General features: G+C 72.2%; 12 protein-coding genes and 1 pseudogene. 7 read left to right on the top strand and 6 right to left on the bottom strand.

Annotated elements, in window-relative coordinates; translation table 11 throughout:
• Window positions 1–6: 6 nt before the first annotated feature.
• Entirely contained in the window at window positions 7–330 is a 324-nt protein-coding gene (locus tag ABH926_RS15725) for an STAS domain-containing protein (protein WP_370366291.1), read from the bottom strand.
• Window positions 331–722: 392 nt separating this feature from the next.
• Between ABH926_RS15725 and ABH926_RS15720 the strand changes: the two genes are divergently transcribed.
• The gene (locus ABH926_RS15720) at window positions 723–1,931 is read left to right on the top strand and encodes an alpha/beta hydrolase (protein WP_370366290.1); all 1,209 of its coding nucleotides are present in this window, start codon (window positions 723–725) and stop codon (window positions 1,929–1,931) included.
• A gap of 138 nt (window positions 1,932–2,069) precedes the next feature.
• On the opposite strand, the gene ABH926_RS15715 is transcribed toward ABH926_RS15720, so the two are convergent.
• The 4 genes from ABH926_RS15715 to ABH926_RS15700 form a co-directional block, all read right to left on the bottom strand.
• The gene (locus tag ABH926_RS15715) at window positions 2,070–3,983 is read right to left on the bottom strand and encodes an acyl-CoA dehydrogenase (RefSeq protein WP_370366289.1); all 1,914 of its coding nucleotides are present in this window, start codon (window positions 3,981–3,983) and stop codon (window positions 2,070–2,072) included.
• A gap of 82 nt (window positions 3,984–4,065) precedes the next feature.
• Complete coding sequence (locus tag ABH926_RS15710) at window positions 4,066–4,401, bottom strand: hypothetical protein (protein ID WP_370366288.1); 336 nt, start codon at window positions 4,399–4,401, stop codon at window positions 4,066–4,068.
• Between the two features lie 78 nt (window positions 4,402–4,479).
• Window positions 4,480–5,292: a class I SAM-dependent methyltransferase gene (locus tag ABH926_RS15705; protein ID WP_370366287.1), complete on the bottom strand. Its 813-nt coding sequence runs from the start codon at window positions 5,290–5,292 to the stop codon at window positions 4,480–4,482.
• A 29-nt stretch (window positions 5,293–5,321) separates the two neighbouring features.
• Window positions 5,322–6,506, bottom strand: coding sequence for a hypothetical protein (locus tag ABH926_RS15700; protein WP_370366286.1), 1,185 nt, complete (start codon window positions 6,504–6,506; stop codon window positions 5,322–5,324).
• Between the two features lie 142 nt (window positions 6,507–6,648).
• Between ABH926_RS15700 and ABH926_RS15695 the strand changes: the two genes are divergently transcribed.
• From ABH926_RS15695 to ABH926_RS15670, 6 genes and pseudogenes are all read left to right on the top strand, one after another.
• Window positions 6,649–7,878, top strand: coding sequence for a cytochrome P450 (locus ABH926_RS15695; RefSeq protein WP_370366285.1), 1,230 nt, complete (start codon window positions 6,649–6,651; stop codon window positions 7,876–7,878).
• 68 nt (window positions 7,879–7,946) lie between these two features.
• Window positions 7,947–8,546 (top strand): sulfite oxidase-like oxidoreductase, encoded by a 600-nt coding sequence (locus ABH926_RS15690; protein WP_370366284.1) that lies wholly within the window; start codon window positions 7,947–7,949, stop codon window positions 8,544–8,546.
• Window positions 8,516–9,283 carry a ferredoxin reductase gene (locus ABH926_RS15685; protein ID WP_370366283.1) on the top strand — a complete coding sequence of 256 codons (768 nt, stop codon included), beginning with the start codon at window positions 8,516–8,518 and terminating at the stop codon, window positions 9,281–9,283. Before ABH926_RS15690 ends, ABH926_RS15685 begins: the two co-directional genes overlap by 31 nt.
• Window positions 9,283–9,600, top strand: a complete 318-nt coding sequence (locus tag ABH926_RS15680; protein WP_370366282.1) for a DUF6510 family protein — start codon at window positions 9,283–9,285, stop codon at window positions 9,598–9,600. Before ABH926_RS15685 ends, ABH926_RS15680 begins: the two co-directional genes overlap by 1 nt.
• 326 nt (window positions 9,601–9,926) lie before the next feature.
• Window positions 9,927–10,640, top strand: a complete 714-nt coding sequence (locus ABH926_RS15675; protein ID WP_370366280.1) for a G1 family glutamic endopeptidase — start codon at window positions 9,927–9,929, stop codon at window positions 10,638–10,640.
• A 187-nt stretch (window positions 10,641–10,827) separates the two neighbouring features.
• A pseudogene (locus ABH926_RS15670) lies at window positions 10,828–13,060 on the top strand (LLM class flavin-dependent oxidoreductase).
• On the opposite strand, the gene ABH926_RS15665 reads toward ABH926_RS15670, so the two are convergent.
• A complete protein-coding gene (locus tag ABH926_RS15665; protein WP_370366279.1) occupies window positions 13,048–13,407 on the bottom strand; it encodes a winged helix-turn-helix transcriptional regulator in 360 nt (119 codons plus the stop codon). The pseudogene ABH926_RS15670 and the gene ABH926_RS15665 sit on opposite strands and share 13 nt — an antisense overlap.
• Between the last annotated feature and the right edge of the window lie 32 nt (window positions 13,408–13,439).

The raw sequence follows: 13,439 nt of genomic DNA, 5'->3' as shown, positions 1-13,439 counted from the left end.
GCGTTCTCAGCTCCCTGCGACCGCGATCGCCGCGCTGTCGTAACACACCAGCGCGTCGCGCAGTCCGGTGAGCGCGATGATGTGCCGGGTCATCGCCCCGACCCGGGACAGCCGCGCCCAGCCGCCGGCCTCGGCCGCGATCTCCCGCGCGCGCAGCAGCGCCCGCAGCCCGGTGCAGTCGCAGAACTCCAGGTGGCCCAGGTCCAGCACGATGTGCACGTGCCCCTGCTCGACGAGGGACCGCACCCGCTCGATGAGCCGCGGCATGGTCGCCAGGTCCAGCTCGCCGCCCAGCGACAGCACCATCGCGCCGGTGACGGGCCACGTCATCAGGCTGAGGTTCTCCCCGGGGCGCGAAATCCCGCCGCGCCTGCCGCGAAGTGGAAAATCCGCCATGGCACTCGACTGCCAGGGCCCGGGATCCGAGTCCGCCATACCGCATCCAACCAGGGGGTTCAGCATCCGACGTCGTCAGCGAGATGCCATGGTATCAGGGTACAGCTATCGGAATTCCGGCAATAGGAACACCCGGCGGCCGGAAAAGGGGCATATCCGCGTTCCCGCACTTCGGGGCGCTAGCGGGGTGTGATCGGGATCGCAGTGCGTCGTCTTGTCTCATGAAGTTCTCATATGGGACAGTACCGACGATACCGCGCGAGGATCACCGACCGCGCCACCCGCGTCCGCGGACGACCGACCGCGTCCTTGAAAGGCCCCCTCCCATGAGCTTGACCAGCACCACGCTGCTCATCCTCGCGGTGTGCCTGGCCGTCATCGCACCGATCGCCACGTACGTGCTGTGGAACCGCGCCCGCGGGCCCCGCCCGGTGCGCGCCGCCACCCGCTTCGGGCTCATCGGCCTGTGCCAGGCCACCGTGCTGCTGCTGGTCGGGCTGCTGGTCAACAACCACTACAGCCTGTACGCGTCCTGGAGCGATCTGCTCGGCGAGGACGGCGGCGGGCCGGTCGCCGTGCACCAGGCCACCCACGCGGCCACCGACCTGAACCGGGACGGCGGGAGCAGGCTGCAGCCGCCCGGCTTCGGCGGCCCCGGCCAGGCCGCGCACGTGACCGCGCCGAACACCCGCGACACGCCGACCACCCCGGACCCGCCCGCGCCGACCGGACCGAAGGTCACGTTCGTCCCCGGCGGCCACGACACCCAGGTCGCGGCCTTCCGCGGCCCGCTGTCCGGCATCGGCGGCAACGGCGACGACGTCATGGTCTGGCTCCCGCCGCAGTACCACGACCCGGCCTACGCGAACACCCGCTTCCCGGTGGTCATGCTGTTCCCGGGCTACCCCGGCTCGGCGGTCAGCTGGTTCAGCGTCCTGGGCGGCGGCCAGGTGCTCGGGCAGATGATCGCCCAGCAGAAGGCCACGCCGTTCGTCCTGGTCGCGGTGAACGTCAACCAGAACGGCCAGAACCTCAACTGCTCCAACATCCCCGGCGGGCCGCAGATGGCCACCTACATCGCCCAGGACGTCCGGACCATGATCGAGGCGAACTTCCACGTGTCCGACCGCCGCACCGCCTGGGGCCTGATGGGCTTCTCCGACGGCGGACTGTGCGCCGGCAAACTGCTGCTCCAGTACCCGCAGTACTTCCGCTCGGCGGCGCAGATGGCCGGGGACTCCACCCCGGACGGCCGCCAGGTGGTGCGCGCCGGCACCGACTTCGTCGACCAGAACTCCACCCTGTGGCTGCTGACGCACCACCACCCCGGCCCGAACCTGCCGGTCAGCCTGCTGGCGGCGGTGTCGGACCAGGACACCGACTCCCTGCCGGTCGCCTTCCAGCTGCAGGCCGCGGCGCCGGACGTCGTGTCGGTGTCCGAGCACGCGCGCGGGGCGCACAATCCGGCGGTGTGGAAGAGCTGGCTGCCTGAGATGTACGGCTGGCTGAGCCAGCATCTCGACACCGTGGGGTAGGCGAGGCGGTATGGCGAGGTCGGGCGGCCCGGCGCGGCCAAGCAAGCCGGGCAACTCGGCACGGCCAGGCACGCCAGTCAGGTCGCGGGGCAGCCCGGCCAAGCACCTCGCGCGCGCAGGCCCGGCAGATCGCCGCCCTCACTCCGAGGCATCCCCCTCAAGCATCGGCGCCGCCAGGTACCGCTCCGGAATCGCGAACGCGTCCACCAGCGTCCGCGCGTGCGGCCGCAGCGCCGCGCACAGCTCGTTCACCGCGGCGATGACCGCCTTCGAGCGCCCGGCGCTCAGGCGGCCGTGCTCCAGGAACCAGGCGCGGTCGGCCTCGATGTTCGCCAGCGCGTACAGGTCGCAGACCCGCTCCAGCAGCGTCTTCGCGGCCGGGTCCGGGCAGCGGCCGATGGCGCGGACGAAGGCCTCAAGCACCAGTCGGTCGACGTGGACCCGGCCGGCGCGCAGCACGTGGTCCTGGGCCGCGTTGAACACGCCGAACGGGTCGTCGCCGGCCTTGCGCAGGCGGTCCGCGACGCCCTCCAGCACGTGCTGCTCGCGGTCCTCGAACAGCTTGAGCTGCCAGTCGCGGTCGAACAGCGCCTCGCGGTCGTCGCCCTCGGTCAGCCGGTCCAGGACCTTGCGCGCCGCCGTCCGCTCGGCCACCAGGCCGAGCACGCGCTCGGCGGCGAACCGGGCCGTCGCCAGCGGGCTCAGGTTCTGGAACGCGTCCTTGTAGCCGGTCAGCAGTCCCTTGGCGACGAGCTGGAGCAGGACCGTGTTGTCGCCCTCGAAGGTGGTGAACACGTCGGTGTCGGCCTTCAGCCCGGGCAGCAGGTTCTCGGCCAGGTAGCCGGCGCCGCCGCAGGCCTCGCGCGCGGCCTGGATCGCGGCGGTGGCGTGCCAGGTGTTGGCGGCCTTCAGGCCGGCGGCCCGCGACTCCAACTCGCGCTGCTGCTCCTCAGGGGCCTCGGAGGTGGTGTCGTGCAGCGCGGCGACCAGCTCTTCCTGGGCGAAGTGCAGCGCGTAGGTCGTGGCCAGGGCCGGGAGCAGTTTGCGCTGGTGGCCCAGGTAGTCCAGGATCACCACCTCCTCACCGTCCGGCCTGGCGAACTGCCGGCGCTGTTCGGCGTAGCGGACGGCGAGCGCCAACGCCCGCTTCGTCGCGCTCCCGGCGCTCCCGCCGACGCTGACGCGGCCGCGGATCAGCGTGCCGAGCATGGTGAAGAAGCGGCGTGCGTCGCCTTCGATGGGACTGGAGTAGGTGCCGTCCGGGGCCACGTCGCCGAACCGGTTGAGCAGGGCTTCGCGCGGGACGCGGACCTGGTCGAAGGCCAGGCGGCCGTTGTCGACGCCGTTGAGGCCGGCTTTGGGCCCGCAGTCCTCGATGGCGACGCCCGGCGCCGCCTGCCCGCGCTCGTCGCGGATCGGCACCATGAAGGCGTGGACGCCTCGCGACTCGCCCCGCGTGACCAGCTGCGCGAACACCACGGCTGCGTGCCCGTCGCGCGCGGCGTTCCCGATGTACTCCTTGGTGGCGCCGCGGTCCGGGGTGTGGACGACGAACTCGGCCGTGTCCGGGTCGTAGGTCGCGGTGGTGCGCAGGTGCTGCACGTCCGAGCCGTGCCCGTGCTCGGTCATCGCGAAGCACCCGAGCAGCTCCAGGTCCTTGATGCGGCGCAGGTAGCGCTCATGGTGCGGCGCGGTGCCCAGCAGCTGCACGGCCCCGCCGAACAGGCCCCACTGCACGCCGGCCTTGACCATCAGCGACAGGTCGCCGAAGCCGAGCATCTCGACGGAGACGACCGAGCCGCCGATGTCCCCGCCGCCGCCGTAGGCCTTGTCGAAGCCCAGCCCCGGCAGGTCGGTCGCGCAGAGCGCCTGGAGCTGGTCCAGGATGGCGCGCCGGTGTTCGTCCAGGTCCAGCCCGATCGGATCCCGGTACGGCCGGGCCGCCATGTGGGACCGGATGTCGGCGCGCAGGGCGGCCCAGCGGCCGTCCAGGAGGGGTGTCAGGGTGTCCGGGTCGACGGCGGCGGGCACGGGCGGCACGGACGACGGCATGGGCTGCTCCTGGCGGTGTGCGAAAACGGCGGAGTGACGGACTGTCCTGGTCACGGCCCGGTCGGGCTCAGGCTGCTCCCGGTCACGGCCCGGCGGGGCTCGGCTCGGGTTCCGGCAGCGGATCGGGGCCGGGGATCGGACCGGGGCGACCGGGGCCGGGCGGCGTGGGCTCGGGGAACGGCTTCGGCGGCCCGGGCGTCGGCGTGGGCGGCCGGGGCACCGGCGGCGGCGTCGGCCCGGGACCGGGGACCGGCGGGACCGGCGGGACCGGCGTGGGCGGCTCGGGCTCGGGACCAGGGACCGGCGGGACCGGCGGCCTCGGCGTGGGCGGCTCGGGCTCGGGGCCGTCGGGGTGCCCCGGGGGCGTCGGTACCGGCGGGATCGTGTCCGCGACGGGGCTTCCGGTCAGATAGCCCATGGTGGACCTCCTACGCGAGTTCGTGCCTTTCCGTGCCTCGACGGCATCGGCTGCGGTGCCTGGTCCGTCTGCCCGCGATCACCCCGGTGAAACGGTCTTCCGCCCGAACGAGGCGCTGATCAGGCCGTTCACCTCCCCGCCGACCGACAGCCCGGCCTGCCGCAGCTCGTCGTGGAGCGTCTCGGCGGTGGCGGGCCACATGGTGAACTCCTCGTACTCCTCCCTGACGATCCGCCCGGCGCGCTCGACCCGGTAGGTGTACGTCACCGACAGCAGGCCGCGGTCGGCGCGGGTGCACACCTCGGCGCGGTACGTGTCGGGCCCGACCCGGACCGGCGGTAGCTCGCGGCGCGTCGGCGTGTCGGGCACGGCGGCCGGCGGCGGCTCCACCAGCAGCAGTCCGCCGGGGACCAGCGCCGCCGCGGCCGCGCGCCACAGCTCCCGGCGCTGCGGCGGCTCCACCACGCCGGCGGTGTTCGCGCAGATCACGAGGTCGGCCACCCCTGTCAGTCCGGCGCCCTGGAGCGTGTCGGGGTGCACGGTCACGCGGGCGCGGGCGTCGGCGCTCAGGCCGGCCACGCGCGTCAGCAGCGCCACCCGCATCGGCGCGGACGGCTCGACGGCGTGGACCGGCGCCGCCGAGCACGCCAACAGCACCTCGGTCACGATCCCGGTGCCGGCCCCGACGTCCACGATGCCCGTCGTCGCGGCGCGCGCGGCGGCGGCGAACCGGCGCTCGGCCAGGCGGCGGTCAGACTCGGACTGCAGGATGTCGTAGAACTCCGCGGTTACCGAGTACGGCTCGGCCGCACCGGCGGTGTCGTCGGGGGCATCAGGGTCATCAGGGGCATCGGGAACATCGGGGGCCTGGTCGGATCGATCTTGGAGCATGGTGGCCCCGTACCCGGGATCGGCGGTTGTCAGCCGTTCCGCAGCGCGAACGGGTTGTACTGCGGCGCCGTGGCGGTCCCGGAGTCGGAGTAACCCACCGCGTGCACGATCGAGGCGCCCGGTGTCGTGGTGACGCCGCTGAGCGTGGTGGGCAGCCCGCTGGCGCTCGGGCTGGCGACGACCGTCCAGCTGCTGCCGTTCCACTGCTCGGTCAGGGTCTGGCGCCGCATCGTGCCCGGGACGACGTCGTCGCCGACCGCCCAGACGTCGTCAGCCGCGTTCGCGGTGGTCACCGAGTGCAACAGCGGGTCCGTGCCCGCGTTCGGGCTGGGGACCTTGGTCCAGGACGTACCGTTCCAATGCTCGATCAAGGTGCTGTAGCTGCCCACGGAGTCGATGACGCCGGCCGTGCCGACCGCCCAGACGTCGGTCGGGCTGTTCGCCTTCAGCCCGTACAGGGTGTCGACGGCGTTGACGTTGCTGCTGCCGACCGGGGGCATCGGCACGAGGCTCCACGAGGTGCCGTTCCAGTGCACCGAGTACGGCTCGTTCTGGTAGGCGTTCGCACCGATCTGCTCCAGGGCCGAGCCGACCATCCACACGTCGTCGGGCCCGTCGGCGGAGACCGCGCTGAGCGTGGCGCCCATGTTGTTGTTGGCCGGCTGCGGCGGCGTGAAGTTGGTCCACGAGGTCCCGTCCCAGTGCGCCGCCTGGCCGTTGTGGGTGTAGCTGCCGAACGCGTAAGCGTCGGTCGGGCTGATGTCGGCGACGCCGAGGACTTCGGTGGAACCCAGGGAACTGATGTCCACGGTGGTCCAGGCGGTGCCGTTCCAGTGCAGGGCCAGCGGCAGGAACTGGTAGCGCTGCTGCCGCATCGCGCCCACGGCCCAGGCGTCGCCGGGCCCGCTGGCGCTCACAGCATCCAGCGCGGAGGTCGGATCGGCGATGGCCGGTACGGCGGACTGGCGCCAGGCGCCGCCGTCCCAGTGGTCGATCAGCGCCTTGGACCCGAGGTTGGTGTTGGCCGCGCCGCCCAGACTGCCGACGGCCCAGGCGTCGGTGTCGGACGTCGAGGCCGCCGCGACCAGGAACGCGTTCTGCCCGGCGGGCGGTGCGGCGACGACCGCCCATCCGCCGGCCGCGCCGGCCGGCCCGGCGGCCAGGACCACGGCGGCCGCGGCAGCGACACCGGCGGTGCTTCGCAACAGGTTCATCGTTTCCCCTTCGTGCGGAAGTGGCTTCCGGAATGAAACGGCGGCGGGGTGCCGCCGGTTCGGGGATTTCGGCAAACTTTCACAGAATACTGTTTTACCAACGCTTCTTGCGTATCGAAGTCCCCTGATTACCGTGAGTCGCATGACTGACACAGGCACCGCCGCCGACGCCGGCCGGGCCGGGGACCTGCCGGCGTTCCCGTTCCCGAGCCCCTCGCTCACCCCGCCGGCCGAGTACGCCGAGCGCCGGGCCGCGTGCCCGTTCGGGCAGGTGCGGCTGCCCAGCGGCGATCCGGCGATCCTGCTGGTGACCTACAAGGACGTGGCCGCCGCGATGGCCGATCCGCGGCTGTCGCACGATCTGACCGGTCCCGACGCGCCGCGGATGACCGCCGAGCCGAGCTTCCTGCAGGACCCCGACATCGTCCTCAACAAGGACGGCGAGGACCATCTGCGCCTGCGCCGCATCATCGCCGCGGCCTTCACCCCGCGCCGGGCCGAGCGCTGGAAGCCGGTGATCGCGCAGATCGCGGACGAGCTCATCGACGAGCTGGAGCAGACCGGGCCGCCGGCCGATCTGGTCGGGGGGTACTGCTTCGCGCTGCCGGTGCGGATCATCTGCCGGCTGCTCGGTGTGCCCGAGCAGGACGCGCTGCGCTTCCGGGTCTGGTCCAACGCCTTCTCCGCCGGCGCGCAGATGACGCCCGAGCAGACCGCGGCGGAGGTCGCCGCGTTCCTGGCGTACATGACCGAGCTGATCGCCGCGCGCCGCGCCGAGCCCGGGCAGGACCTGATCGACGACCTGATCGCGGCCCGCGACGGTGCGGACAAGCTCACCGAGCAGGAGCTGCTGACGCTGGCCACGGGCCTGATCGCGGCCGGCAACGAGACCACCGCCACGGCGCTGAGCCGGGCCCTGGCCGAGCTGCTCGACGGCGACCGCCGGCTGTGGCAGCGGCTGCTGGACGATCCCGACCAGGTGCCGGCCGCCGTCGACGAGCTGCTGCGTTACACCGGGCTGAGCAACAGCACCCTGCTGCGCATGGCGGTGGAGGACGTAGACCTGCCCTCCGGCCGGGTCCTGGCCGGGCAGGCTGTCGCGATCCCCAGCAACGGCGCCCTGCGCGACCCCGAGGCCTACCCCGCCCCCGACACCATCGACTTCGACCGGGACGCGCCCCCGACCCTGATATTCGGCGGCGGTCCGCACTACTGTCTGGGGGCGCACCTGGCCAAGGCCGAGCTGACCGTCGGGCTGGCCGCGCTGCTCCGGCGGCTGCCGGGCCTGCGGATCACCGTCCCGCGCGACGAGCTGCGGTTCAGCGGCGGCGAGATCGTCGACTCGATGGTCGCCCTGCCCGTCGCCTGGTGACCTCCGCACACCTCAGCCCACGTCCGCCCGACATGCGCGGGCCCCCGGCGCCGGGGAGAATCGCCAGTATGGCGATCGTCTCGCGGGGCTTCCAGGGCCGGCGGCGGCCCTCGGACCACCGCCTGCCCCCGGGGCAGTACGAGACCCGAGACTTTCCCGTGCTCTCGGCCGGCCCCACCCCCCGGGTCGACCGCGACGCCTGGCGGTTCAGCGTCGTCACCGAGGGCGGCGAGCGCCACAGCTGGACCTGGCCGCAGCTGATGGCGCTGCCGGCCGAGCGGCCGGTGGTGGATCTGCACTGTGTGACCAAGTGGTCGAAGTTCGGCACCGCCTGGCAGGGCGTCTCGCTGGACGTGCTGCTGGCCCAGGTCGAGACCGAGGCCGAGTTCGCGCTCGTCCACTCCTACGGCGGCTACACCACGAACCTGCCGCTCAAGGACCTGCTCGACGGCCAGGCGTGGATCGCCTACGGCTATGACGGCCGGGACCTGACCCCCGAGCACGGCGGCCCGGCCCGGCTGCTGGTACCGCACCTGTACCTGTGGAAGTCGGCCAAGTGGGTGCGGGGCATCCAGCTGCTGGTGCGGGACGAACCCGGGTTCTGGGAGAGCGCGGGCTATCACGACTATGGGGACCCATGGCGCGAGCAGCGGTATCAGGGCGACTAGGCGAGCGGCTGCGCTGGCGGGTCGCGACGCTGGTCGGGCAGCGCGAGGAGACCCCGACCACGCGCACGCTGGTGCTCGACGTGCCGGGCTGGCCGGGGCATCTGGCCGGCCAGCACGTGGACGTGCGGCTGACCGCCGAGGACGGCTACAGCACCCAGCGCAGCTACTCCATCGCCTCGGCGCCCGACGGCGCGCTGCTGGAGCTCACGGTGCAGCAGGTCTCCGACGGCGAGGTGTCGCCGTATCTGGCCCACGACCTGATCGCCGGCGATCTGCTGGAGCTGCGCGGGCCGGTCGGCGGCTGGTTCGTGTGGCGGCCGGAGCAGACCGAGCCGGTACTGCTGGTGGCCGGCGGATCCGGGATCGTGCCGCTGATGGCGATGATCCGGGCCCGCCGGCAGCTGCAGATGCAGCTCGGCCCGCTGGCGCCGTTCCGACTGCTGTACTCGGTGCGCTCCCCCGGCGACCGGATGTACCTCGCCGAGCTCCAGGCCCCGGACCCCGGGCTGGACGTGCACTTCCTCTACACGCGCCAGGCCCCGCAGGGCTGGGCGCGCCCTCCGGGCCGGCTCACCGAGGCGGACCTGGCGGCGGTCGCCTGGCCGCCCTCGGCCCAGGCGACCACCTACGTGTGCGGCCCGACCGGTTTCGTCGAGCACGCCGCGGACCTGTTGGTCGGCCTCGGCCAGGCGCCGGACCGGATCCGGACCGAGCGCTTCGGCCCGACAGGAGGCTGATGATGTCCGAGGACGGTTACACCGGCGGCTGCTACGACGACGGCTGCTACGACGACGGCGACTACGAGGACGGCAACGCCCTGGCCGGTCCGCTGTCGGAGATCTTCGCCGTGGACGTGGTCTCGGCGCAGGGGCACTGCACCGGCTGCGGCACGACCGGCCCGATCGCACAGCTGCGGGTGTATGGACCGGGGCCGGGGTTGGTGGCGCGGTGCCCGGCGTGCGGTCAGGTCGTGATGCGGTACGTGCGCGGGAGGGATTCGGCGTGGCTGGATCTGCGCGGAACGGTGAGTCTGCGGATCGATCTGGCCGAGTAATTCAGGCTCCTGAGACAGAGGACGGCCCCGGTGCGGACACCCGCACCGGGGCCGTCTCGTCGCGCCCCGTGACGACCCGCTGACCCCCCGCACAAAGGGTCGCAACCCCTTGCCTCCCCCTTGCCTTGATCCCGCGCCCTACTGGGGTTCCCATTGGGATTTTCGCGAGAACGCCAGCTCATCCGCTATATGGCCATCCACCTGGCAAATCCCTCGTGAAAATCAAGCGACCTTCGCCTATTGAGTGACCTGTTGCTGCTCGCTACGGTGACGCCAATCAGCCCCCTTCCAGCGCGCCCACACGCGCCCCCACTGAAGGAGCAAGTATGCGCAGGTTCCTGATACACGCCGCCGCTTTCGCGGCCGTGGCGACCGCCGTCGCACCGATCGCCCCGGCCACCGCGGCGGCCACCTCCGGTCTGGCGTTCAAGCCGCTGTCCTACAACACCAACGGCTACAACTGGGGTGGCTACGCCGCCCAGGGCAGCGGCTTCACCTCGGTCTCGGCGTCCTGGACCGAGCCGGCCGCCTCCTGCGGCTCCACCAACGACCTGTACGCGCCCTGGGTCGGCATCGACGGCTACGGCTCCAACAGCGTCGAGCAGACCGGTGTGGCCACCGACTGCTCCAGCGGCAGCCCGGTCGACGAGCCCTGGTACGAGATGTACCCGGCCGCGCCGGTCTACTTGAACACCAGCTCCTACCCGGTGCGGACCGGCGACGTCATCAACGCCTCGGTGACCTACGCGGGCAGCAGCAAGTACAAGCTGGTCCTGAGCGACTCCACCCGGGGCTGGACCTACAGCACGACCAAGAGCCTGTCGGGCGCCTCGCGGGCCAGCGCCGAGGTCATCATCGAGTCGCCGACCGGCTCGTACCCGAACTTCGGCACGCTGCACTTCACCAACGCGAAGATCAACGGTGCCTCGCTGAGCTCGAAGAACCCGACGGCGCTGGACCCGTCCAACGGCGTCTACGAGGCCCACACCAGCGCGATCTCCGGCGGCACCAGCTTCACCGACACCTTCGAGCACGAGTAAAGACGTGACAGCGCCGGGCGGCTGAGCCCCCGGCGCCCTCCCCCACCGGGACCGGCCGCGGCGTGACGACACGCCGCGGCCGGTCTGCGTTTGCCGTCCCCGGCGCGCGGCCGCTCCGGAATAGCACTAGTATTTTCGAAGTTACTCCGCTCGACAGAGCAACCCGCGTCGCGCCAGAGGAGCCGACATGACGGACTACGGCCACGACCTGCGGTTCGGGACCTTCATCACGCCGCAGAGCCAGGACCCCACAGCCCCGGTGGTCCTGGCCCAGCTCAGCGAGCAGGCCGGGCTGGACCTGGTGACGTTCCAGGACCATCCCTACCAGCCGGCGTTCCTGGACACCTGGACGCTGCTGACCTGGGTGGCGGCGCGCACCGAGCGCATCGGCCTGGCCGCGAACGTGCACAGCCTGCCGATGCGGCCGCCGGCCGTGCTGGCCCGGTCCGCCGCCAGCCTGGACCTGCTGTCCGGCGGGCGCTACGACCTCGCGCTGGGCGCCGGCGGCTTCTGGGACGCGATCGCGGCCATGGGCGGTCCGCGCCGCACGCCCGGCGAGGCGGTCGAGGCGTTCAGCGAGGCGCTGGACGTCATCCGCGGGATCTGGGACACCTCCGAGCGCGGCGGCGCCCGGGTGAACGGCGAGCACTACCAGGTCGTCGGCGCCAAGCGCGGTCCCGCGCCGGCGTACGACATCCCCATCTGGGTCGGCGCGCTCAAGCCCCGCATGCTGCGCCTGATCGGCGAGAAGGCCGACGGCTGGCTGCCGAGCCTGTTCTACCTGCAGGACGGCGACCTGGAGCGCGGGCAGCGGGTCATCGACGAGGCCGCGACGGCGGCGGGCCGGGACCCGCGGGACATTCGCAGACTACTGAATATCTCCGGCAGCTTCGCCGCTCAGGACGGGGGATTCCTGCAGGGGCCGCCGGAGCAATGGGCACAGCAGTTGCTGCCCCTGGCCGTGGAGTCGGGGGTGAGCACGTTCATCCTCGCCAGCGACGATCCGCAGGACATCCAGACCTACGCCGAGGAAGTGGCGCCCCGGCTGCGGGAACTGGTCGAGCGGGAGCGACGTGCTTAACGGCATCGCCTATGACGCGGTCCCGGAATCGCTGAAGCGCTCGGCCGTGGAGCCCGGGGACAAGGAGTACGAACGGTTTCGGTCCACGTATGTCCGGACCGGTTCCCCCGGCCTGGTGCTGCGGCCCGAGTCGGCGCAGGGCGTCGCCGACGCGCTGGGGTTCGCGCGCGCCCAACAGGTTCCGCTGGCGATACGCAGCGGCGGGCACAGCATGTCCGGGGCGTCGACCAACGACGGCGGCGTGGTGGTGAATCTGGGGCGGCTCAACCGGATCGAGGTTCTGGATCCGGCGGCGGGAAAGGTCCGGATCGAGGCCGGGGCGCGGTGGTCCGAGGTCGCCGAGGCACTGCGGCCACACGGCCTGGCGATCAGCTCCGGGGACTACGGCGGCGTGGGGGTCGGCGGGCTCGCCACCGCCGGGGGCATAGGGTTCCTCGGCCGGGAGCACGGGCTGACCATCGACCACGTCACCGCCACCGAGCTGGTGCTGGCCGACGGGACGATGGTGCGGGCCGATGCCGAGCACCATCCGGAGTTGTTCTGGGCGGTGCGGGGCGCGGGAGCGGCGCTCGGTGTGGTGACAGCGTTCGAATTCACCGCGCCGCCGGTCGGCGATGTGGTGTTCGCGCAGATGGTTTATGACGCTGGGGATCTGGCCGGGCTGCTCGAACGGTGGGGCGAGGTGGTGGAGAACGCGCCGCGCGGGCTCACGAGCTTCTTGTCCGCGGGGAGGCGGCAGGCGCAGCTCATGGCGGTGTTCAACGGCGCCGACGACGCCGAGGCCATCGACGCGTTGTCACCGTTGCTCGATGTGGCGCCGGTACTCGGACAACGAGCGCAGCGGGTGCCGTACGCGGCGATCGTGCACGCGGACGACGCGGCCTACGAGGGCGGCAGCACGCGAGGACCGTTGCTCAGCAACGGTTTCGCCGAGCATCTCACCCCGGCGGTGACCGGCGAGATCGCCGAGGCGCTGCGCAGCGGGGTGACGCAGTGGCTGTCGATACGCGCGGTCGGCGGGGCGATCAACGATGTCGCGCCCTCGGCCACGGCTTTCGCGCACCGGCACCAGAACTTCTCGATCGCGGACATCGGCGGGAGTGAGCGCGAGTTTCTGGCGTACTGGGACGGGATGCGCAAGCTCACCGAGGGGCTTTACACCAACTTCGAGACCGATCCGCGGCCGCAGCGGTTGCGGGACGCGTTTCCCGGCGAGGCGTTGGGCCGGTTGCTTGCGGTCAAGGCGCAGTACGACCCGGACGATGTGTTCCATCAGACGATCGCGCTGTCATCCGTTGATGAGGATGAGGACGGCACCGGCGCGGATCAGGCGAGGTGATCGTCGGCCCAGTCGGCGACCTGCTCCAGGATCGGAACCAGGGCCTGGCCGGCCGGGGTGAGGCCGTACTGCACGCCGGGCGGCCGGGTATCGGTGACGCGGCGGTCGACGATCCCGGCCTCGGCCAGCTCGGCGAGGCGGTCGGAGAGCACCGAGTCGCTGATCGGGCCGATGCGCCGCCGCAGGTCGGCGAAGCCCGCCGGGCCGGGCGCGAGGACCGCGACGATCAGGCCGTTCCAGCGCTTGCCGAGCAGGGCGAAGGCCCGGCCCAGGGCGCGTTCGCAAGCCGGCGCGTCGTGGGCGGGGCGGCTGCGGGCGGTGCGATTGGGAACGCCGGCCTTGGGCATGAGGCCAGTCTAGCTCGGCGGGGCGGAGGTAC

The organism is Catenulispora sp. GP43 (assembly GCF_041260665.1).
In the GTDB taxonomy this organism is placed as follows: Bacteria; Actinomycetota; Actinomycetes; order Streptomycetales; family Catenulisporaceae; genus Catenulispora.
Note: the sequence above shows the minus strand (reverse complement) of the source record. Positions and strands in the feature narration are given on the sequence as shown.